Annotated in this window: 21 protein-coding genes; 11 read left to right on the forward strand and 10 right to left on the reverse strand. The window is 44.4% G+C overall.

The features are described 5' to 3' along the window. The first annotated feature begins 98 nt into the window (after positions 1 to 98). Positions 99 to 644 carry a hypothetical protein gene (locus L3C95_RS09140; RefSeq protein WP_236386966.1) on the forward strand — a complete coding sequence of 182 codons (546 nt, stop codon included), beginning with the start codon at positions 99 to 101 and terminating at the stop codon, positions 642 to 644. On the opposite strand, the gene L3C95_RS09145 is transcribed toward L3C95_RS09140, so the two are convergent. After that, a complete protein-coding gene (locus L3C95_RS09145) occupies positions 645 to 902 on the reverse strand; it encodes a DUF4342 domain-containing protein (protein ID WP_236386968.1) in 258 nt (85 codons plus the stop codon). Positions 903 to 1,013: 111 nt separating this feature from the next. Here L3C95_RS09145 and L3C95_RS09150 point away from each other — a divergent pair, with 111 nt between their 5' ends. The 4 genes from L3C95_RS09150 to L3C95_RS09165 all read left to right on the forward strand — a co-directional run bounded on the left by L3C95_RS09150 (position 1,014) and on the right by L3C95_RS09165 (position 3,943). After that, complete coding sequence (locus tag L3C95_RS09150; protein WP_236386969.1) at positions 1,014 to 1,313, forward strand: hypothetical protein; 300 nt, start codon at positions 1,014 to 1,016, stop codon at positions 1,311 to 1,313. Positions 1,314 to 1,350: 37 nt separating this feature from the next. After that, a complete protein-coding gene (locus L3C95_RS09155) occupies positions 1,351 to 1,659 on the forward strand; it encodes a hypothetical protein (RefSeq protein WP_236386972.1) in 309 nt (102 codons plus the stop codon). Between the two features lie 552 nt (positions 1,660 to 2,211). Then, positions 2,212 to 2,970, forward strand: a complete 759-nt coding sequence (locus L3C95_RS09160; RefSeq protein ID WP_236386975.1) for an MBL fold metallo-hydrolase — start codon at positions 2,212 to 2,214, stop codon at positions 2,968 to 2,970. Positions 2,971 to 3,157: 187 nt separating this feature from the next. Then, positions 3,158 to 3,943, forward strand: coding sequence for an alpha/beta hydrolase (locus L3C95_RS09165; RefSeq protein ID WP_236386977.1), 786 nt, complete (start codon positions 3,158 to 3,160; stop codon positions 3,941 to 3,943). Between the two features lie 103 nt (positions 3,944 to 4,046). Here L3C95_RS09165 and L3C95_RS09170 read toward each other — a convergent pair whose 3' ends face one another. The 8 genes from L3C95_RS09170 to L3C95_RS09205 form a co-directional block, all read right to left on the reverse strand. Beyond that, complete coding sequence (locus L3C95_RS09170) at positions 4,047 to 4,925, reverse strand: helix-turn-helix domain-containing protein (RefSeq protein WP_236386979.1); 879 nt, start codon at positions 4,923 to 4,925, stop codon at positions 4,047 to 4,049. A 12-nt stretch (positions 4,926 to 4,937) separates the two neighbouring features. Next, positions 4,938 to 5,702 carry a LytR/AlgR family response regulator transcription factor gene (locus L3C95_RS09175; RefSeq protein WP_236386981.1) on the reverse strand — a complete coding sequence of 255 codons (765 nt, stop codon included), beginning with the start codon at positions 5,700 to 5,702 and terminating at the stop codon, positions 4,938 to 4,940. Continuing rightward, positions 5,683 to 6,702: a sensor histidine kinase gene (locus L3C95_RS09180; protein WP_236386983.1), complete on the reverse strand. Its 1,020-nt coding sequence runs from the start codon at positions 6,700 to 6,702 to the stop codon at positions 5,683 to 5,685. The genes L3C95_RS09175 and L3C95_RS09180 overlap by 20 nt, the downstream gene beginning before the upstream one ends. Positions 6,703 to 6,955: 253 nt before the next feature. Next, positions 6,956 to 8,110 carry a DUF3095 domain-containing protein gene (locus L3C95_RS09185; protein WP_236386985.1) on the reverse strand — a complete coding sequence of 385 codons (1,155 nt, stop codon included), beginning with the start codon at positions 8,108 to 8,110 and terminating at the stop codon, positions 6,956 to 6,958. A 27-nt stretch (positions 8,111 to 8,137) separates the two neighbouring features. Then, on the reverse strand, positions 8,138 to 8,851 hold the full coding sequence (locus L3C95_RS09190; RefSeq protein ID WP_236386986.1) for a hypothetical protein: 714 nt from the start codon (positions 8,849 to 8,851) through the stop codon (positions 8,138 to 8,140). Positions 8,852 to 9,349: 498 nt separating this feature from the next. Continuing rightward, positions 9,350 to 9,877 carry a hypothetical protein gene (locus tag L3C95_RS09195; protein WP_236386988.1) on the reverse strand — a complete coding sequence of 176 codons (528 nt, stop codon included), beginning with the start codon at positions 9,875 to 9,877 and terminating at the stop codon, positions 9,350 to 9,352. Beyond that, positions 9,868 to 11,145 (reverse strand): hypothetical protein, encoded by a 1,278-nt coding sequence (locus L3C95_RS09200; protein WP_236386990.1) that lies wholly within the window; start codon positions 11,143 to 11,145, stop codon positions 9,868 to 9,870. Before L3C95_RS09200 ends, L3C95_RS09195 begins: the two co-directional genes overlap by 10 nt. Before the next feature lie 230 nt (positions 11,146 to 11,375). Beyond that, positions 11,376 to 11,666, reverse strand: a complete 291-nt coding sequence (locus L3C95_RS09205; RefSeq protein ID WP_236386993.1) for a hypothetical protein — start codon at positions 11,664 to 11,666, stop codon at positions 11,376 to 11,378. Between the two features lie 390 nt (positions 11,667 to 12,056). Between L3C95_RS09205 and L3C95_RS09210 the strand changes: the two genes are divergently transcribed. The 6 genes from L3C95_RS09210 (at position 12,057) to L3C95_RS09235 (ending at position 17,953) form a co-directional block, all read left to right on the forward strand. Beyond that, positions 12,057 to 12,617 carry a hypothetical protein gene (locus tag L3C95_RS09210; RefSeq protein WP_236386994.1) on the forward strand — a complete coding sequence of 187 codons (561 nt, stop codon included), beginning with the start codon at positions 12,057 to 12,059 and terminating at the stop codon, positions 12,615 to 12,617. Positions 12,618 to 12,756: 139 nt separating this feature from the next. Further along, the gene (locus L3C95_RS09215; protein WP_236386997.1) at positions 12,757 to 13,269 is read left to right on the forward strand and encodes a RidA family protein; all 513 of its coding nucleotides are present in this window, start codon (positions 12,757 to 12,759) and stop codon (positions 13,267 to 13,269) included. An 83-nt stretch (positions 13,270 to 13,352) separates the two neighbouring features. Continuing rightward, positions 13,353 to 14,195, forward strand: coding sequence for a DUF1444 family protein (locus L3C95_RS09220; RefSeq protein ID WP_236386998.1), 843 nt, complete (start codon positions 13,353 to 13,355; stop codon positions 14,193 to 14,195). A gap of 41 nt (positions 14,196 to 14,236) precedes the next feature. After that, complete coding sequence (locus L3C95_RS09225) at positions 14,237 to 14,866, forward strand: DUF4375 domain-containing protein (RefSeq protein WP_236387000.1); 630 nt, start codon at positions 14,237 to 14,239, stop codon at positions 14,864 to 14,866. 95 nt (positions 14,867 to 14,961) lie between these two features. After that, a complete protein-coding gene (locus tag L3C95_RS09230; RefSeq protein WP_236387002.1) occupies positions 14,962 to 17,145 on the forward strand; it encodes a beta-1,3-glucanase family protein in 2,184 nt (727 codons plus the stop codon). 259 nt (positions 17,146 to 17,404) lie between these two features. Beyond that, complete coding sequence (locus tag L3C95_RS09235) at positions 17,405 to 17,953, forward strand: hypothetical protein (RefSeq protein ID WP_236387004.1); 549 nt, start codon at positions 17,405 to 17,407, stop codon at positions 17,951 to 17,953. An 893-nt stretch (positions 17,954 to 18,846) separates the two neighbouring features. Here the strand turns inward: L3C95_RS09235 and L3C95_RS09240 are convergent. Next, complete coding sequence (locus tag L3C95_RS09240) at positions 18,847 to 21,639, reverse strand: alpha-L-arabinofuranosidase C-terminal domain-containing protein (RefSeq protein WP_236387006.1); 2,793 nt, start codon at positions 21,637 to 21,639, stop codon at positions 18,847 to 18,849. Positions 21,640 to 22,063: the final 424 nt, after the last annotated feature.

Below are 22,063 nucleotides of genomic sequence, written 5' to 3' on the forward strand. Positions count from 1 at the left end.
ACCTGCATCGGACTTTGAAGTTCCCCCGAAAAGTTGGACACTTTTGGAAGCACTTCGGGGTTGAATGCAGGTTCGTTTTATTGCGATATATTTGTGATATGAAAATAGGAAGACAGTTTAAGACCCTAACCCTGAAGGAATATCTCTTCTTCATAGATAATTATAAGAAATACACAGACTTTAATACGCTGGGACTCTACCGGTCAATCATGGAAAATGAACGTCTGAGCATTGAGGATAAGATTACCGTGCGTGATTATGCCCATCAAACATTTAAAAAATCATTTGATTTCCTGCAGATAAAAGACCCGCAGACTTACCTGGAGGTACTGACGCTCGGGCAACAGTTAACCAAGATAGAGACAAACAGGATCTGGGATGATATTAAAAGGTATCAGCAGAAAACAATCACGCAAAAGCGTTTCGGACACCGGAACTTTGGGATCTATTCCAAACATTCCTGTGGTTATGATACCTGTCACAAAAATGGTCTTATGATAAAACAAGGGTCTTACATCTCTGATGGGGAAATCTATTTCGAAACAGATAGCCGCGGGTATGCAGCGAAAGCTAAATCTGATATGCGTAAACAGGAGCGAAAGAAAGCACAGCAGATGATTCGTAAGATGTTGGAGAATGAGTGATCATTCCTGCTTCGGCGTTTCCTCTTCTCTTTCCACTGTAATCGAACACTCCCCAACCAGCGCTGCCAATGCGCCAACAGCTGCGAGCACAGGAGCCAGCAATACACCCACTACGCCAATAGTCAATGGGAACGACATCAGGTCCTTACCTGACTTATCTGTAATAGTGATCTTTCTTACATTACCTTCTGCAATGAGTTCTTTTACCTTTTTTAACAGGTTCTCGCCGTGGAGAGAGAAAGATTCTTTAGTAGACATGGGTGTAGGATTATAGGTGAATAATTTGGGTACCGGGAAGTTACGATATTTTAGATAATAAAAAGTGCGTGTGCTACTGATAATAATTATATTGAGCATAATTTAAAACCTATGAAATTAGATACAACTGCTTTAAAAAAGCAGGCGTTTGTTTTTACTCCCGGCAGACTTGTAGCAATTATCACTGTGATGGTGCTTATTGCTATGCTTCTCCTGATGGCACTTGGCGAAGATATGGGCGATACGTTTTATGCACTTTTGCTGTTGATGCCTTGTGCAATTTGTTCGTTGTTATTAGATGTCTTTCTACGGATATTATTCCGGAAAGACGTGAAGTACAGAGTACTCTACGTCTGGGTAATAGAAATAGCGGCGATGGTGATAGGCATTCCTGCTTTCCTGCTGGCATAATATGTGTCATTGACCTTTTTCAGTTTAAATTATATCTATGAATGTTGATGCTACACCCAAAAAGAACTGGGCATTTATCTTTTCACCATCCGTCGTTTTAACGATTATTGTCGCGATAGTAGGTGTTTATAGCTACATAACCGCTACGCGTGGTGAGGATGAAGCATATTTAATCCTTGGACTTTTACTTGTCGCGCCTTGTTTGCTTGTTTTGCTGGTACTGGATGTTATGCTCAGGGGCTTTCTGAAAGGGAAGGAGAATAAAACGCTATATATCTGGGTAATAGAACCTATCTTAATGGTGGCTGTGTTTTTGATTGCTCATTTTACACACATATACTGGTAAGAGTGCAACTGGTGATAATCATATTTACTTTAAAACAAAACTCGTGAACGCTGATACTCCTGCTAAAAAAAACTGGGCATATATTTTCTCGCCCAGCATCATTCTCGCAATCATATTTTTGGTGGTTGGTATTTATAGCCAGACACCAATGGAACGTAATGAAGAAAGAGCATATGCGATCTATGCAGTTGTGGTTTTTCTGCCTTGTCTAATTATCTCGTTATTAATTGATCTCATTATCAGATTTTGTGTGAAAAATATGAAAGAGAAAGTACTATACATCTGGGTAATAGAAATACTGCTAATATTCTTTGTCTTTAGTCTCTTCGTTTTTTGGTACAGTATCTAGGGGGGATTTTAACGTATAAAGAAGCCGGCTCATATCACCTGAGCCGGCTTTCTTCGTTGGTTTATTATTTAAGTGAGCAGCCGCTACCCTGCATTTTCCGCGCTGTTTTCCTGCGTGGAACATGACCCTGTTGGCTAACCTGTTGATAAAGATTAAATTTATCGTCCGAACGCTTATTTTATCATCCATCCAATATTATGACTATGAGACTTGGAATACTATTATTGTGTTTCGCCGCTTTTACCGGAAGCGTAAATGCCCAGATCAGCGCTCCGGATACTTTAAAGACGTCAAAAGGGCCCCTGGTGGTACAGCCGGTGGAGCATGCCAGTCTGGTACTCACTGTAGGCGGTACTGTGATCTATGCAGATCCTGCAGGTAAAACAAGCCATTTTAAGGGCCTTGCGGCGCCGGATATCATCCTCATCACAGATATACATGGCGACCATTACGACTCGGCCGCTATTGCCGCCCTGAAGACCAACAATACCCGGCTGATCGTGCCGCAGGCAGTGGCCGACAAATTGCCCGCTTCCTACAAACCAATGGTGACCGTGTTGAAGAACTTTGCGTTCACTACTCAAAATGGTATTACTATTAATGCTATCCCCATGTATAACCTCCCCGAAACACCCGATTCCAAACATCCGAAAGGCAGGGGCAATGGATATATAGTGAGCGTCAGCGGCACACGTATCTATATATCAGGCGATACACAGGGCATCCCGGAAATGCGCTCGCTCAAGCATATCAATGTGGCCTTCGTTTGTATGAACCTGCCTTATACGATGGACGTAAAAGAAGCAGCAGACGCCGTACTGGCCTTCAAACCCCGGATCGTTTACCCATACCACTACCGCGGTGCCAAGGGCTTAAGCGATGTTAAGGCCTTTAAAGAGAAGGTAAATACAGGGAACAAGAACATAGAAGTACGCCTGCGCGACTGGTATCCCCAGCAGTAGTGCGGGTTTCAGCTGAAATAACTATATAAGGCCGGCATAACATGCCGGCTTTTTTTATGCCCCGTGGAAAAATGTCCATCAGGTTGGGAAATACTGTCATTCTCCACGGTGCCATTTTGAACCATCTTTGTATCACAAAACGAACGAAAACACAAACACAAAAACAAACTCAAAAAATATACACACAATGAAAACAACATCAACTTCAAAATGGCAATTAAAGAGCGCTTTATTTACAGTAGTTGCACTGATCTTAAGCCTCCTTTCCGTATCATCTTTTGCACAGAACAAGACCGCTAAAAACATCGTACTCGTACATGGTGCTTTCGTAGATGGTTCCGGTTGGAAAAAAGTACATGACATCTTGGTGAAGAAAGGTTATAACGTGACCATCGTGCAATATCCGCTCACTTCCCTGGCCGACGACGTTGCAGCTACCAAACGTATCCTGGACAGACAGAATGGCCCTGCAGTACTGGTAGGTCACTCATGGGGCGGTACTATCATCACTGAAGCAGGTACCCATCCTAACGTAGCCTCCCTGGTTTATGTAGCTGCTTTCCAGCCTGACAAGGGCGAAAATACCCTCCAGTGGGCTACTTCATTACCAGGTGCTCCTGAAGCTGGTATTCTGCCTCCGGATGAAAAAGGATTCGTTTACTACGATATCGCGAAGTTCCATGCTGGTTTTGCAGCAGACCTGAGCAAATCTGAATCAGACTTTATGGCTGCATCTCAGGCGCCCATCTTTGGTGCAAGTTTTACAACACCTGTAACTGAAGCGGCATGGAAAACAAAACCAGCTTATGCTGTTGTAGCTACTGAAGACAAAGCCATCGTTCCGGACATTCAGCGTAATATGTACAAACGCGGTAACGATAAAGTAACAGAAGTAAAAGGCAGCCACGCAGTATTTATTTCTCAACCCGAAGCAGTTGCGAAAGTGATCATAGCTGCGGCTGAAGCGAAATAGTTTTTGGAAGACCAGATCCGATGTATAACCATTAGAATGGACAACAACAAGACAGGGCCTTAAATGGCCCTGTTCTTTTTTTTAATCCATCTTTTTTAACGCTTCAGGCCCACGCTTTTTTCAGCGAATTCCTGTAAGCCTGCGGAGCGGTATTAATAGCATTTTTAAAGTATCTGCTGAAATGATATTCATCTTTAAAACCAAGGTCGTACGCGATCTCTTTAATAGGTTTAGACGTCAGGTACAGTTCCCGCTTCGCTTCCACAATGATCCGCTCCGTGATCATGTCAGTGGGCGTCCGGCCATAGTAATCCCTGACTATTTTCCCCAGGTTTTTGACGGTCATATTCAACAGTTCAGCATATTCACCGGCACTGTGTTTCTCCCGGAAATGCTGATCAATATAGGCTTTAAATTGCGTCAGGGCTTCCGACTCTCCGTTTTGTTCCGACACTGGCGGCTTAACGTCATGCTGCGCTACTTTTATCCTGGTCACATTGATCAGCAATATCTTCAGATAAGAGATCAGCAGGTCATGTTGTGCAAGCCCCGCTGTCTGCAGTTCGTTCTCCACCTGTGTGATCAGCTGCCAGATTACCGGCGCCTCATTCGAAGGAATATTTACCAGCGGCGTCTGATTGATATTGTTAAAGAGAATACCATCACAGGCTACTTCCTTATGATGTTTGATCACGCAGAAGAAGTCATGATGAAAGTTCATCATCACACCTTTCACCTGCTCCCCGCTGATCATAAAGGGCTGGCCGGGAGCGAAGAAAAGCATCGATCCTTTGGAGATCTTATACTCCGTGAAATCTGCTTTCAGCAGCCCCTCACCTTCGGTGAGCCATATAATGGAAAAATATCCTACCCTTTGTAACTCTTTAAAATGGGAGTTGTCTTCAAAATGTATCATTCTGAAACCCATGCTGCCGTCAACAGGGTTCTTGATCTCAAGAGCTGAAGTTGTTGTAGTTGTCATATGTTGTGAAGCTTACCTGTTCTCAAGCCAGGACAGGAACATCTGTACTTTTTCCTTATTGATAAGTAATTTTTCCGGCGCCGGAATTGTCAGGTTAACGAGCAATTTCCTCGCGAAATAATGTTCCACGTCTTTTATCGCCTTAAAGTTAACAAGATATTGCCTGTTTAGACGGAAAAACTGATCCGGCGATAACATAGCATACACCTGGTCCAGCGACTGATTGATCGAATATTCCTCCTGCTCGAAGGTTTTGATAATAGTTGCCTCGTGTTTAATGTAAAAGAACGCAATGGCTTCCGTGGAGATATTGACGTATTTGTTGTTTTTAAAGACCAGGAAGTTCTTTTTGCCTGCAGGGGCCGATACCTTTGCCAGCAGATCATTCAATTGCGGAACGGCGGTATTCTGCTGGAAAAAATTCTTCAGCTCATCTACTTTTTTGAAAGCAGTAATGATGTCATCTTTGGAGAATGGCTTTAATACATAATCAACGCCATTCGCCTTAAATGCATCCAGTGTATAGTCTTCGAATGCAGTACAGAATACAACAGGGCAGGAGATCTTAACTGCCTTAAAAATATTAAAACAGAGCCCGTCAGACAACTGGATGTCCATAAAGATCAGGTCCGGTTGTTCATTTTCAGAAAGGTACTTTACGCTGGATGAGACGCTCTGCAGCTGTGACACAATTTTAGCTTCCGGTTTAATCTTCATGATCAGCGCTGCCAGCGATGCAGCGGCTTTGATCTCGTCTTCAATAATGAGTATGTTCATGGATGACTGGTAGTTTTACCTTAAAAATTTTATCGTCAGATTCAATCATGATTTCTTTTTCCAGGAGATGATGATATCTCTCACTGATGTTGTTCAATCCCACTTTCGTCGAAGCTTCCGGGTCCATTTTAAGCTGTACATTGTTCTCAACGATAATGAGATCATTTTCAGAATAAAGCCTGATCTCCAGCGGTTGCTCCAGCGATACAATATTATGCTTGATACAATTTTCGATCAGCAGCTGTAAGGTGAACGGTGGGATCAGTGAGGAAAGATAGGCAGGATCAATGTTATTAGTCAGATGAATGCCATCTTCAAACCGTGCTTTCTGCAGGAACATATATGCAGACAGTATCTTCAGTTCTTCCTTCAATTGGATCAGGTCCAGCTTACGGCTTTCCAGCGTGAAACGATAAAACTCAGAAAGCTTTAACACGAAATCGACAGATTGTTTATCGTCCATCTCGATCATCGTTTTCAGCGTATTGAGACTGTTGAACAGGAAATGCGGATTCACCTGTTGCTTGAGCAGCTCGTACTGGGCGCCGAGATTGTCAGACCGGGAACGCTCAAGTTCTATACTCACCTGTTGGTTCTGATAGTTCTGATACAACAGGTGCAGGATCATGTAAAATCCGAGGTTAATCATGATACCTCTTACTTCTACCATCAGCATCACCGGACCAAAGTTAATATGAGAAAGTAACCACTGTTGGATATAGGCCAGCAGTAACATGACGCCGATGCCGAACACAAGGCTGGCTACCAGGCGGGGGATTGACAATCCACGGTTAATATCCCGCCTGGAATAAGTAGGCAGGGTATAAATATTGTAATACCATACAAATATGGAAAAGAGGAATGTTATGCCGGAATTGACCAGGGCTTCCGCTACATTAAATGGCCGCTCCGCAATCTTAGGAACGGAGGCAATGATTCCCAGGAACAGGGAACTGCACCAGATGATCCAGGGAGATACTTTGAATGGTTTCTTGTTCATTACAGTTTACACTTTATAGAAATACATGGCCATTGGGCCAAAGATATATTTAATTCTTTCCGCTTGCGATACAATTATAGATCGATTGATGTATCGAATCTCGTTTCTCTTGGCATTTTTATCGCTCATGGCAGGGAGGGGGACGGCCTTGTAAAACTATAACGCCGTTAACTGAAAGAACAGGGTGAGCCGGGTCAGGCGGGCAGATTGAGGGGGGAAGTGGACAATTAATTCCTTCAAAAAAAAAGCGGGTCTATGTATTCCGGCATTTCAGTTTCAGTGCGCCCGCAGCGTTGGTATATCCTCCACCGGCGCCATCTACAAAGTGAATATGATCATCTTTCATGTCGCGGACATAACACGACATCACAGATTCCTTGCTGACATAGAAGGCATAGAAGATCTCCCCGGCCTGTTCCAGCCTGTTCAGTTTTTCTTCCAGCAGCATCCGTTGCAGTGCTGTGCCGGTGATTACGGTGTTGATCTTGCCATCTATGACCAGTGTATCAGACATCTCTACCAGCCGTGTGAGGTAGGTCCTGCCTGTTTTGGTCTGAAAGTAGATATACCCGAGCATCGTGGTGAGCCAGGTTTGTACAAGGGAAAAGACCTTCATACCGCCAAACTTCACGCGTATTTCTGAGCCGAGCCTGGTAAAAGAGGCTTTGAGCCTGAGCTTTGATATAGAGATCGGTTGTCTTTTCTCGGGGGCGCCATAGATTTCATCGATGAGGGAAATGACTTTCTGAAAAGCCCTGGACTGTGTTACATTGGCCGTTGAAAGGACAATCAGGCTGACTACTTCATAGTTGTTCAGCGGTGGTTTTATCTTGTCCCAGCGGCATTGCATTCCGTTAAGGTCCAATTCATTTCCGCCGGTAGGCAGGGCTGGAAGCGTGTATTCCTCTCCTTTGATCAGTTTTTCCGCATAACTGAGGCCGTTACCCAGCAGGATGGGGATGGTAAAATTGCCGGAGCTGGTAAATTTCGTGATCCTGAGTTCATGTCCGCGGGTGTAGATCTCCCTGACGTCTACAGTGCCTGCACGGAGTTCGATATCGAAATTTTCCCGGGTATTATGCCTGTAAAGTAAAAGCGCTGCCATAACGGCGTCTTTTACAGCGGGGGGCACAATAAATGAAGCACCGTCCCCTCCAAAGAAGAAAGGGACGGTGATATTCGCTTTAAAACAAATGTTCAGTACTGCAACAATGCTTCCGGTGGCAATCAGGTTGACGGTTTCGTGCAATCCTTTCTGCACGACGGCCGTAGAGCCTTTAATATCTGTTACAATAACGTGCCAGTTGTCAGGAACCTGGTAGAATAAATGCTCTTCCGTCAATAGTTCACTGAGTGGAATACGATTGACTGGTAATCTGGAGTAGAACAGATCGTTATGTGCCGACATATTCCATTTACCTCGTTTAGCAGGCGATTAAAAATGTAGTCTGAATTCAACATTCAGCGCCGGTCCGGTCTTTCTGTCTTTCACTTTGGTGCCGGGAATGCCCTCGCCGCTGTTGGTATAAAGTGTTGTTGTCTGTTGCAGGGACGATACCAGGAGCTGTGCGCCAAAGCTGGCTTTTTCCGGTATCACTTCGAAGAATGGTCCGATGCCGGCCAGTTCAACGAATGCATGTCCCTTAATCTTAACATAGTTTTCCGGCTGTCCTGGCTGCGATGTCATCGATTTAACACGGATCGGTCCCCAGGTAGCACCTACTATTGGCGCCAGGAAGATTGTCTTTGAAACCGGGATCATGTATTGTACGATGGGACCCACTAACAGGCTGATACCACGGGTATATATGCCCTGGCTCTTTTTGTCAGAGATACTGATCCCTCCGGTGATGCTAACCCCAACGGATAGTTTGTCAATAATGTGATATCCCCCTTTGGCGGACAACTGGGCCGCTGTACCGATATATTGCCCCATTGGCGCTACAGAGCCGGTCAAACCAAGGCCGCCCCCAATCCAGTAATCGCCTTTCCTGATCTTCAGTGTATAGGCTTTCCCTTTGGAGGCAGGATTCGTGGCGTCAAGCGTTTGTGCAGAACAATTGTTAGATGGTGTCAGGGCAATAATTAGAGGTACTAGGACAAAAAGCAACACGGCTTTTGCAGGCATTAGTCGTTGTTTGTTTTTCATGAAGGAAATTTGTTTGGTTGTAAAAATGTGAGACATATAATCATCCTTGTCATACAGAAAATAGCGTTTGTGAAAGCGTTGTAAGTTTTACATCATAGCATATCATTCACGTATATGTTGATATTTGTTAATGTGAACAATATAGTGTTAAGGGAAGTGAAAGCGTAAACTTCACATGATCCTGGTATTTGGTTGATAATTTTAGGCCTGGGGCTTGATGTTGATTTAACACCTTGTTTACTATGTTACTGTAAGCAAATGTAGTAACTTCTTGGGAAATGTAAAGCCTTTTCAGTATAAGATATTGGAAAATCGGTTGCAGGGTGTCGGGCAGGCGGGGCAAAAGGGGAAGGTTAACTGTGTGAGGGTTCCGGATAACTGTGCCAGAGACGAATATTGTATTGAATGGTAGTGAGCAGGCGATTTTCAACGAGCGGCTTAAAATATTACCCGACCGTGAAATCAAAGCGGAATTGTTGGAGTTTATGATTTGCAATATCAGATATCAATTTCTTGCTTTACAATCAACTCACCTTTAAAATCATACAAAACAGCAGCTTCCTGAAACCTTTCCTGAGAATGCATACAATTTCTATGCAGTGCAGGCTTTAGCTTGTTACAGATACGGCCTTCGACCCGGGTATATCCGGAGAAACCGTGATTTTCCGCAAAAAGTTTGACAGAATTTAATATTTGCTTCGTTGATACACCAATCCATTTGCCATCGCTTGCCCAAACTTTTAATTCGACAAAGCTTAGATTATCTCCATGTTTTAGCATTCCATCACAAAGACTTTCAATGTACTTATCATCTGGGTTGGGCGGTGGAACAGGTATTTTTAATGAATGATCCAAACCGTAAAAATCCGCATTGATTTTTGTTGGATTATTTACTATTCCTATCCAGTCATGCTTGTCCTCTTCCATGATGTATGACGGCGCCTTTTCAGGATATGGCTTGTCATACAATCCAAACGTTTCCTGGCTTGATTGTGTATGGTGTGCGTCAAAAAAGTTTACCGGCATTGATCTTCTATACGTAATAATTGTGAATACATATTGTTTGATTCCTCTAACAAATTATTGAGGTAATTATCGTCTGACGGTAAACCCTTATAGTCACCTAACTTTGACAAACCTCCTGACTCATTTAATTCGTATATGACTAAATCGTCAGCGTTTATAATGGATTTAGAGGGAACTATACCTTCTATGGATTTTAATAACTCGCTTTTGCCACAGTTATGTATTGTCTGATAAACATTTCGCGCCTTTACCGCTAACATCAGCGCATTCATAACGTACGGACTATGAGACGTCATGATCAACTTGTTTCCCTGGCTCATGTTATTGAACTCGAGCAAGCTCTTTAAGATGTTCCACTGTGATGAAGGGAATAAATTTTGTTCAGGCTCTTCTACAATATTTACAAAGGCAGTTTTATTATACTTTGCAGCAACAACAGAAAGTGCCGCTTTCTTTTGGTCATCAGTCAGGTCAGCATTTGCATGTATTGCCGCTACATCTGTTTTAAATCTTTCCAACTCTTCGCTGTTCATTGGCTGGCGGGATTCAGAGGAGGATTGAACAGAATTAGCAAAATACAACGATATTAAAAAAAGTGGCACAACAGACTGGATACCGCTCGATGCAGCCAATAAATCCACCACGTAGTCCTGACCTCTGACAATTAGCGTGTCCAGATTTTTATTGTAAGTTATATCGAGACCATTAATAGGTAGTTTTATCGCACCGCCGTTTATGCTTTTGATAATTTCTCTGTAGGATACCTGCAGGTCAATTAATGTTTCAGGTACTCGTCTGGCTCGTCTATACTCATACGTGAAATTGAGTAAATTGCGTTCAGCAGGTATATAAACAATTTGTGGGAGATGATAATTTTGCCCATTAGACTTTTCGATATCGATACGTGTTCCCTTAACTGTTATTTGATATGATTCGCCAACGTAATGTAACTCAGTTGGTGGTTTATTATCATTGTCCGAAAAAAGTTCAATTTGTGGATTTCTGAACCCTTGCAAATATGTGTGGATATTATGGTAACTAAGAAGGTCATAGAAGACTTCGATACGTTCAAAATGTACCAGCGGATAGTCACCGCGGATTAAGGCCTTTTCCATCCATGTAAATGTGGAAATGAGTTTCGCAAGGGTACTTTTGCCGGTACCCTGATTTCCAATAAAGAGCGTCACCTTTTTAATGTCTATCCATCCATCATTATCGGTATATCCTTCTTTTATCGGCCCGAAATTTTTAACCCTGATTTTACTCATTATCCATTAATCATTTTGATAATCCAACATAGGAACGCTGGTAAATATAGGAACCCAACAAGCAAAGTTAATGAAAATTGGCTATTATCTTTTTAAGCAAATGTTTGTAATCATTTACCAGAATAAGTTACAAATTTCCTGACAGCCGGGGAAAAGCAGGGGGACTTGTTTATGAAAACGTATAGAGGGAAGGTATAAGACAAATGAGAATTATGAGGGTTTGTCCCGGACTAATTATTTTCCAGGTAATCTTTAATAGCAGAATGATATACTGTACTGCCAGGTCTTACTTTATAAGCAACCTTCTTTGCGGGATCGCTAATGATGCTTTTAGCATATGCCACCGCATGCATAAATCTATCCTTATACGCGAGCTGTAATGCTGAAGGAACAACATTGCTCATATCAGGATATTTACTGATAAACGTCTTGTCTCCGCGTTTTTTCAATACGAAGTCTTTACCTAATTTTCCACGGCTTGTCTTTAAGCCGTTCCATAAATGATTGTTTGTTCTTGCCATAGTTTTTTTATTTAAAATTACGGCTTTTTTCGTTGCGGGTTTTACGCATTTTTAACTTGAAAGAACATCGAATTGATCTCGATTTAAACAGGATTTAACAATGGTTCTCCTATGGCTAACTTACGTTCATCCTACGTTCCGGAACGTAGGATGAACGTAAGTTAGCCATAGGAGAACCATTGTTTGTACGGCATTATATCCTCATTAAAAGGAGAGAAGTACGAGGCTATGTCTGATCTGCAAAGGTGTGTTTTTCGTATATTTGTAAGGATATAAATGATGCGGATAATAGCGAAAAAATTGACCCAGGTTAATTCCCGTCAGTAAGGTTTGTTACAATACACAGTTACTATTCCATCTTTCATTATTAACCTTTAAATACTTTCAAAAATGGCTTATGTAAAAGAAAACATATTCATGGACGGAGTGTCTGGATCCATCAGCCAAATGACGCTTCGTGTAAGAAGAGGGAAAACAGTTGTAACCGCAAAATGCGGACCTGTCGTGACGCCGCCGACAAATCAGCAGTTGGTTGCCCGCGAAAAATTTGAAGACGCTACGGCATATGCGAATGAAGTTATGAATGATCCTGTAAAAAGGCTGATGTATACAGCTGTTGCAAAGAAGGGACAAACTGCCCATAACGCTGCCTTTCAGGATGCTGCTAAAGCTCCTAAGGTCATACTTATTGATACGGAAACGTATAGAGGAAATGAGGGCGATATCATTACTATTGCTGTCAGGGATATTGTTCGTGTAGCATCCGTAAAGGTACATATCCTCTCAGCAGCAGGAACTGAACTTGAACAGGGATACGCTGCTCCGGATAAGGGGATTGCTTACTGGCATTATACGGCAGCTGCTGCCAATGAAATATTACGGGGTACGCATATACTGATTACGGCGACAGATCTGCCGGGGAATGTGACCGAGGCGGAAAAAGTATTGTAGACATATGGACAAAACATCCATCCGGAAGCGTCAAAATGCCATTTTACCGGTTCCTGCATCATGCTACTTTTGTGATGTCCCTACAAGGCTTGTGATATCGACAGCCTTGTATTAATTTCAAACCTAAATTGTCCAACACATGAAAGCATTGATGTTATTTTTATCCCTGTTAATGAGTTCCGCAGTATTTGCGCAAACGCCAGAGCAAAAACTGGCAGAGTTGAAGATCACACTGCCGGAAGTACCGCCTGCCATTGGTAGTTATGTGGATGTCCGGAGGGTGGGTAATCTGCTTTATTTATCCGGTAAAGGCCCCCGTAATGCCAACGGTGAATATATCATTGGTAAATTAGGACAGGAGCTTAGTGTGCAACAAGGTTATGATGCTGCGAAGTTAACCGCCATCAATCAACTGGCAGTGCTGAAAAAGGAGTTGGGTAGTCTGAATAAGGTGAAGCAGATAGTAAAGGTGAATGGCTATGTGAACTGTACTGCCGTGTTTTCCGATCAGCCTAAAGTGATCAATGGCTTTTCTGATCTGTTGATACAAGTGTTGGGAGAAAAAGGCAGGCATGCACGTACTGCGTTGGGAACGAATGCCCTACCGCTGAACATGGCTGTAGAGGTGGAGATGATAGTGGAAGTGGAGTAGTGGTTTGGGCAGAGGAGACGGAAATTTTCAGCTTTTAGCATTATCTTTCGCCCATTATAATCATCTCCCTATACAAGTTTATTATGCGTTTAATCGTACTGTTATTGATTGTCATGTCATTAAGTCAATGTACACCCAGGAAGGAGGTAATGACGGAGAAAGAGTTTGCCGAAGTGTATATCGAAGCACTTAGAAAGAAGTATCCTACCGTATCCTTCACGTTGCAGGAAGATTTAAGCATCACTTGTAAAAAGGATAGCCAGGACATCAAACATCATATCGACAACGCCTATTTTGCATACAAGGGAGAACCAGACTCCCTGAACAGTATTCTCAAAAAGTATCTCGCAGCATCAGAGTCAGTTTATGCTGCCAGCAAGGGGGTGTCAACTAACAATATTATACCCGTCATAAAGTCTGCCAGATATCTGGATGAAGTAAATGCCTTAAATAAAAATGAGGGTAGATCAATCGAATTAGTGACAGAGAAATACAATGATCAGTTGATCATTGTTTATGCTGAAGATTTAAAGCACAGCTTTAAATATATCTTCAGTAAAGAACTTGAAGGTCTTCATATTTCAAAAGATAGTTTACGTAGTTTAGCTATGCAGAACTTTGGAAAAATAATTCCAGACATTAGTAAAGAGTGGGGAGGAATTTATGTGGTTACTGCGGGGGGAAGCTATGAGGCTAGCCTTATTTTACAATCGGAGTTATGGACAAGAGAAAACTTTCCTGTCGAAGGCGATTGGGTCGTTGGTATCCCGAGCCGTGATGTGCTCCTGATAACAGGAAGTAATAATAAAGAAGGAGTGGAAAAAATTAGAGAGTTGACTGCAGAACTATTTAAGACCGGTAATTACCTGGTTTCGGAAGACCTGTTCAAGTGGAATGGGAAGAAGTTTGAGCTATACGTGAATTGATATGAAACACTTTTATCCAATGCCATTGAAAGAACAACATAATGACTGAGCGCGCATTTACTTTTTACAGCCTTGACGATGGCAATCAGCAGGAGCTGATTCTCGCACCAGACTATTCACAACAATGGTTTGACGAAACAAACAGGAAGTATAACTGGGAAGAATTTAATGCGTTCGATAATAAATTCTGGGAATATACATATCAGTTAAGTTATCCACTGCTGGAAAAATCCGTTAGTAAAGAGCTTAACTATCAGGAGTATTTCAGCCTGCTGAACCGCGGACAAAAAATATTCTACTGCGTGCTGATGTTTAGTGACGAAACGGACAATGGTGGCGTGTACCAGTTCTTCTTTAACCGCCCTGAATTCAGCTTCGCAGTGCTGGAAAGTTTCAGGGAATTACAACTGGAAACACTTGCACGAGACTATGCTGCCTGCCTGGATGAGTTGACGAATACTGCTGATAGCTATAATAAGAGAAAAGAGCGATTTAATAATGAGGGAAAGAGCTGGGAACAAAGGTGGCAAGCTTTCCGCGAAGGATATGGTGAAATGAAGGCAGCAGCTAAGATAGAAGCATACTTTTATGATGATGGCTTTAAAAAGGAATTATATAAAACAATGGTAGATTACATTGAAAGGAATATGTCATTGTTTGTGAAGCAATAAGCAGGGCTTTATGAGTACAGTGCTGTGTACAAAGCAACTTACCGGATAAATTAAGTTAAATTTGTATAACACTGTTAATATAAAACCCATAATCTATGAAAACCAGATCTTTCTTTTCCCTCGTCGGGATGTTATGTCTCCGCATCACCCTCCTGCTGACATTAACATTTGCAACTGCAGACGCAGTGCAGGCTCAGGCCACAGTACCCTTCACATTACAAAACAACTCATCGTATGCCGATGGGAACATCTATGTCGCCGTTGTCGGAATTATCAACGGCAATCATGTATGGATCAATCCAAAAAACGGTGCCGTCAACCTGATGAGCGTGTCCAACAACACAGTACCCGGACCGGTCATCAACGGTAATATGGGACCGGGAAACAACGGATTATACGCTAATTGCTTTGCGAAGCTTAGCGAGATCCCTAACAAGATCATAAACATTCCCGGCATTGAAGGATGCCGCATGCTCATCTCCTTCAATTCACAGCTGTATCTCTACTTCTTTGGTGCTTCCGGCGCACCAAGCGGTTATGCAGCACCTAATCTGGCCAATCCGACAGATCCTAACCAGGGGATCCGGTATGAGACAATCGAATTGACCAACGCCTCCAATGGTCTTTGGGTAAACACTACCCGTGTTGACGGGTATCAATACCCGATGGGCCTTGAAGCCTGGGGCAATGGCGGCTTCTATCAAAAAGTAGGCGAGCTGATGACACATCAGCAGATCCTTGCACAATGGCAGGCTACGGCACCGGCTGATTTTGCGGGTTGCTATGATGCCACCAATGGCATTATCAAGTTCCCGTCAAAAACAACTGCCTTCCAGCCCGGAGGCGCACAGGGAAATTATTTCGGTTCCTATGTTGACGCCATCTGGTCTAAGTACAGCAATGGCAACCTCGTCTTCAATGCAGGTGATGCCGGTACCTGGAGCGGCCGTGTATCGGGAGGTGTATTCACCTTTACAAGAACTTCCGACGGACAGGTAGGTACGATTGCCCGTAAACCTACCAACATTGAAGTGATGGAAGGTAGTGGTGTAATGGCTTCCGGCGGTGAATTTGACAAGGTTGTGCAGGCACAGATCTGCGCTGCGATCAATCGTCATGCTATTAACCTGAACCTCGCCACCGGCGCTACGCAGGACTTTGCTACTGCATCAGGTTATTATCAGACTGCACCTTACAACTGGTATTGCAAGTTCTGGCACCGTACTGACATCAGCCTGAACAGCCTGACTTACGCGTTCTGCTATGATGATGTGTTCAATCATTCATCAACCGTCAACGCACCTTCACCACAGCGTGTAACTGTTGCTATCGGCGGTTATGCCGGCCAGACGCCGAGCGGCCCGGTTATTACCTACAAGGATTGTAATTACGGAGGTACTGCAGTTGGCCTCAATCCCGGATCGTATACGCTTAGCCAGCTGAATGCACTGGGTATCCAGAATGATGAAGTTTCTTCTATCAAGGTAACTTCAGGATATAAAGTGACGCTTTACCAGAATGACAACTTCAGCGGTTCAACACTGGTGCTGACAGGAAACGATGAATGCCTGGTGGACAATAGTTGGAACGATGTGGCAACGTCTATAAAAGTAGAATCCAATACTACGTCCACTTCAACAGTTATCCAGGCGGAGAGCTATAACTACATGGCCGGCGTTGATGTTGAAGCAACAACAGATGCAGGCGGCGGACAGAATGTAGGATGGATAGATGCCGGCGACTGGATGTCATACGCTGTGAATATTCCGGTAACAGGTACCTACCGGATAAGCTATCGCGTAGCCAGTCCTAATGCCAATACTTCCCTGCGACTGGAAAAAGACGCGGGTACTACGCAACTGGGTTCCGTAGTAATTCCCAATACCGGCGGCTGGCAGAACTGGGCCGATGTTTCACATACCGTATCATTGCCTGCCGGAAGCTACGATATCGGTATTGCTACAGCAACCGGAGGATTTAACCTGAATTACCTGACCATCACCAATGTTTCTTCAGCCAGGGTAGCGATGCAGCAACAGCCTGCAGCAGCGCAGACCACGCTTACATTGTCGCCTAACCCGGTAATAGACCAGCTCTCCATCCGCAGTAATGACAAAGTGAGCACACTCCGTATCTACGATATCAGCGGACGAGAAGTGATGAGGGTGAAGAATCCCGGCAGCACCATCAGTGTTTCATCGCTGAGCGCCGGCGTGCATATAGTTGTGATAGATCGTAAAGATGGCAGTCAGAAGCAGGTGAAGATATTGAAGCAGTAGTGTAAGTAAGACTTCTGTATTAAGGAAAATACCCTGTGTCTGCATTTAAGAGTGGATACAGGGTATTTTCTTTTGTTAATTCTCCCATCCTGCGTCCGAAGCTATAAGAGCCTTACAAGTATGGACTGAGAAGCAACGGATTCCTAAGGCCCAGGGCGCTTTTACAATAATTTTACAAGGTTTACATTTTAATTTACAATCCTAACCCTTCAAACTGAAAGGATTAAAGTACGTTCGCTGTATCAAACTTTAATAGCATATGAAACACACAAAAATCATGAAAAAAGTCATTTATGCACTGATCTTTTTGTTGGTTGCGGTAAGCGGACTAGTATTTGCTAATCGCGAAGTTAAAAATGAACCTTCTAAAAAGTCATCTCCAAAACCGCTTACTGATACTGAAAAGACGGCAGCAATGAAAGAATGGGAGGCTACCCCCGCTGGTATAAAGTTCAAAAAATGGGAAGCGTCTCCGGAGGGAAAGAAAGTGTATGCCGGTGCTGCTAAAATAAGGAAGTATATTAGGGATTATACCAATATGGAGGCAGTTGTAACCTCTCTTTCTCTTCCGCCAGGCTCATTATTAGGTTTCGGAGTGATGGCCAGAATTGATGGTCACGATTATATTCTTAGGTTTGACGATGGGCCTCAGCAGTTACGCAGTCTGAAGGTTAACGACAAGATAATTATAAAAAGCCATAACGTATCGTACGCGCCCAAGTATGCGTATCCAATAGTGTCGGGCGAATATGTGGAACGGGATGGTAAAATACTTTATAAGCATGCCCCTCGCAAAGGTGGTTGCTAAAGGGAGTCGGCTTATTTCCCGCTAAGTAGTTTCGGCTTATTTCCCGCTAAGTAGCTTCGGTTTATTTCCCGCTAAGTAGCTTCGGTTTCAGTATGGGATGTCGGTCGGCGCCTCTCTGGATGTCGATTGGGCGTTGTCAAGCGAATAGGATTTGAATGTCGATTTAACTTCGCCGGTCGTGTCGCCCGAGAGCCGAAGGCCCGACATTCCCATCTGAAACCGGTGCTACTAACGCTCTCCCTACGGAATTTAAAGGGAGGGCATGTAGGGCACCATTTCCATTTGAGGCTGAAACAATTGTTTCTTTTTTGGGTACAGATTTAAAAGAGGACGTGCCAAATATAAATGAGCCTCTTGAGAATAGCTTAAAAGCCTGCCGGTCTCCGTCAGGTATCCGAACAAAAAGAGCCCGTATCTTACTTTTGATACAGGCTCTTTTATTAATTCCTCTATCTGAAAGCCAATAGGGAAGGCATTTGAGGCATTGAGCTTCCTTCAGCCCTGATACGCTCTCACCTGAAATTCAATAGGGACAGCGAAAGTAGCACCGGTTTCAGATGGGAATGTCGGGCCTTCGGCTCTCCGGTGACACGACCGGTGCTGCCCAATTGATATTCCAAATCCCATTCGCTTGATAATGCCCAATCGTCATCCAGAGAGGCGCCGACCGACATCCCATACTGAAACCGCAGCTACTTAGCGGTAAAAGACAAGCTACTTAGCGGTAAAAGACAAGCTACTTAGCGGCAAAAGACAAGCTACTTAGCGGTAAAAGACAAGCTACTTAGCGGTAAAAAAACAAGCTACTTAGCGGTAAAAAAACAAGCTACTCGCATTATAAAAACAAGCTACTTAGCGCTAAAACACAAACCGCGAGATTCCACGCACAGCCTTTACTTCGTTTTAATCCGTATAACCGTAAATGAATAAGCCGGCAGTTCAGTATTGAACTTCGCAGCAACCGGATAGTTGGATACAACTGGTCTGGCGTCTTTGCTGTCCGGACTGCCTTGCAACACCGTTTTTATTGCAGTGGAATCGGCAATGTCGATGCCGCTGAGATCAATGCCGGATTGAACAGACTTCGGCAGGAGGTTGACCAGCTTTATGATCACTGAGTTGGATTTAGTGTCCTTTACAACAGAGACAGCTACCCTTTCTTTTACGCCATCTGTATTCACAGCCTTACCCTCACCATTGGAGATGGTGATAGTGCCTGGAAGATACACATCACCAGCGTTGGTGCCGTAGAGTTGCTGAACGTAATAATTTACGGTCGGCTTTACGGTAGTGTTGTTAAAGTAGATCAGGTCAGGCGTCCATTGCGTATGCTTTTCCCTGGCAAGGAGGGGCGCATAGGATGCCATGCTGACGATGTCGCCGTTACGCTCAAGTGCTGTAAGGTACAGCGCTTCGGCCAGGGCGGTTTCGATGTTGCTGGGCCGTCCCGGCAGGTGCGCTGCATATTCGCCGAGGTATACTTTGGATCTGGAACGATCGTATTTGTCGTAGTAGTCCTGGTTGTTGATGAACCAACCCGGAGAGACATAGTAATGCTCGTCGATCATGGGAACCTTCAGTTTGTTGGCGATGTCCCAGCCTTCTTCATAGTCGGTGCCTTCAAAGAACGGGCCTGCGGTACCTATGACAGTGATCTCAGGATACTTCTTTTTTACAGCGTTGAAGAGCAGGGTGAATCGTTCTTCAAAGATGTCCGTAATCAGGTCTTCATTGCCGATACCGACATATTTTAAATGGAAAGGTTGCGGGTGTCCTGCTTCTGCCCGTTTTTTACCCCAGGTGGTATGAATGTCGCCGTTGGCATATTCAATCAGGTCGAGGATGTCCTGTACATATTCGTCCATTTCATTCATAGGGATACCGCCCTGCTGACCGCTGCCTTTGTCGGAAGGGCCGGAGTTCTGGCAGGGAACGCCTGCAGCAACAACGGGTACTGGTTCAGCACCAATATCTTCGCAGAAACGGAAGTATTCAAAGTATCCGAGGCCGGCGGATTGGTGATAGCCCCAGAGATTGCGTTGTGGTTTACGCGCTTCAAGAGGACCGATGGTGTTCTTCCAGCGGTAGATGTTGTTTAGTCCGTCTCCATGCGCTACGCAGCCGCCGGGGAAACGTACGAAGCGCGGATGTATGTCGGCCACTACCTGGGCCAGGTCTTCTCTTAAGCCGTTCTTTCTGCCTTTGAATGTCTGCTGCGGAAAGAGGGAGACCATGTCCAACGCCAGGCGACCAGCAGTAAGTGGTTGCAGTTCAAGCAGTGCACTGTCTGCAGATGCGGTGGCGGTGAGCACAGTCTGGGCCTTTTTCCACGAATTGCCGGATATGGTGATGGTAGTCTGTGCAAGGATGTTGTTTGGTGAGCCCGGGCTGACAAGACGCACCAGTACTTTTCCGCTTTTCCCGTCCAGTTGGTTGGAGAAGAGGGATAGGTCGTATTTGTCACCTTTCTTTACAGGGATCCCGTCGTACCCGCTGTTGACCAGTGCTGCACCGGGCGTCTTTGTGTCCAGTACCGCATAGTGTGGATTGTTTGGATGGAGCGGTGTTGTGGCATCGACGGTGAAGGTGCTGTTTTCTCCGCGTAATGTCCAGGAGTGATAACTGTTCCAGTTGGGATCGCGTCCATCTTTGTCGCTTAATGCATATTCAAAGTCGCGGTTCTGTACCAGTTCAGCGTATAGGCCACCGTCTGCAGCGTAGTTAATGTCTTCAAAGAAGATACCCAATAGCAGGTTGCTGATCGGTTTTGCTTTTTCTGGCTGCAGGGTGATGCTGGCCTGCAATGGTTGTTGCAGCATTCCGAAACGCTCAGCGTCCTGTTTGGACGATTCTGACTGTTGCCGCCATTTATATTGTGCCAGTTCACGGGTTTTGATCAGCCGGTCCACTACATCCCAGGCTACACGGTGTACCTGTCCGGTGACTGTTCCTTCTGATAGTGAAATGGTTACGCCGGCATCTGCGTAGTGAGGGGCGCTGATCTGTGTGGCAGGGCGGTATGTTTTAAAATCGGTGGTGGTAGTTTGGAATTGCTTTCCGTCGGCATCAGTGTAAGTGATGGTATAAGAACGCTGTGCGGCGTCGTACTGTACTGCCGGGCGCAGAAAGTTCCTGCCGGCAGCGATGTCGGGGTAACTTTGGCGCTTCCAGTTCACGAGGTCTGCTGATGCGGCGTGTGCAAAAAGACGGTCCCGCTCATTCAGGCTCCAGATGCAGTGCCATATGCCATCAGGTCCCTGTATCAGCCAGGGGCTGTTCATCCGCTTGTCGGCTCCCCAGCGGCCATAATCGCTGTACAGGAAGGCAAAGCCGTTCCCGATCATGTGCCATTGCTGTTTGTCCTGGCTCCAGGCAAATTGCAGTCCGCCCCGTTCATTGTTCTTACTAGTTGTATAAGAAAACAGGTATACCGAATCGGGGGCCTTGGGGGTATATGTAGGATGTGTAATATGGTTCATATGTGTATTGTGGCCGGCATCGGTGGCATGTGCCGCATGTATAAGGTGATCAGCATGAGTTACATGGCTGCTGACAGGGGCATATGCCGCATGTGTAAGATCGTCAGCGTGAGTTACATGAATACTACGGTTAACATAGGAACCTGCAACTACCGGTTGCGTTGCCAGGCATACCATTATTAATAGAAATGACCAGTGCTTTATCATAGTGGAATTAATTAGTTGTTACGTTATCGCTGAATAAGTCGGATGTTATCCCCGAAATCGTCACCTAAAATAATAATAAAAGTGTGAATCTGACATTTAAAAATATGGGAATAGCGTGTGATTAATCGATTGCATATGAGTCTGCCCCCGTATTAGGTGAAAAATAACCCCTTCTTTTTACCGGCAGGGGTGTACTATGTCACCATACGGAATAATGGTAAGGAAACGACGAAGATCATGTTTTTTACGTCATTGTCACCTTCTGCTGACTGTTGTCAGTGGGCGTAGCAGCGAGTGAAATAAAAGATAATTCGTCTCATACTTTATTGATGAACGCGGCAAACAAGCCAGGCTGCTGATTGTGGAGAATTGCATCAGGTAGCAGGGCCGTAGAAAATGAAATTGATAACAGGAGCAGCGCGTT

Origin of the sequence: Chitinophaga filiformis, assembly GCF_021646545.1 — a bacterium.
Lineage (GTDB): Bacteria > Bacteroidota > Bacteroidia > Chitinophagales > Chitinophagaceae > Chitinophaga > Chitinophaga filiformis_A.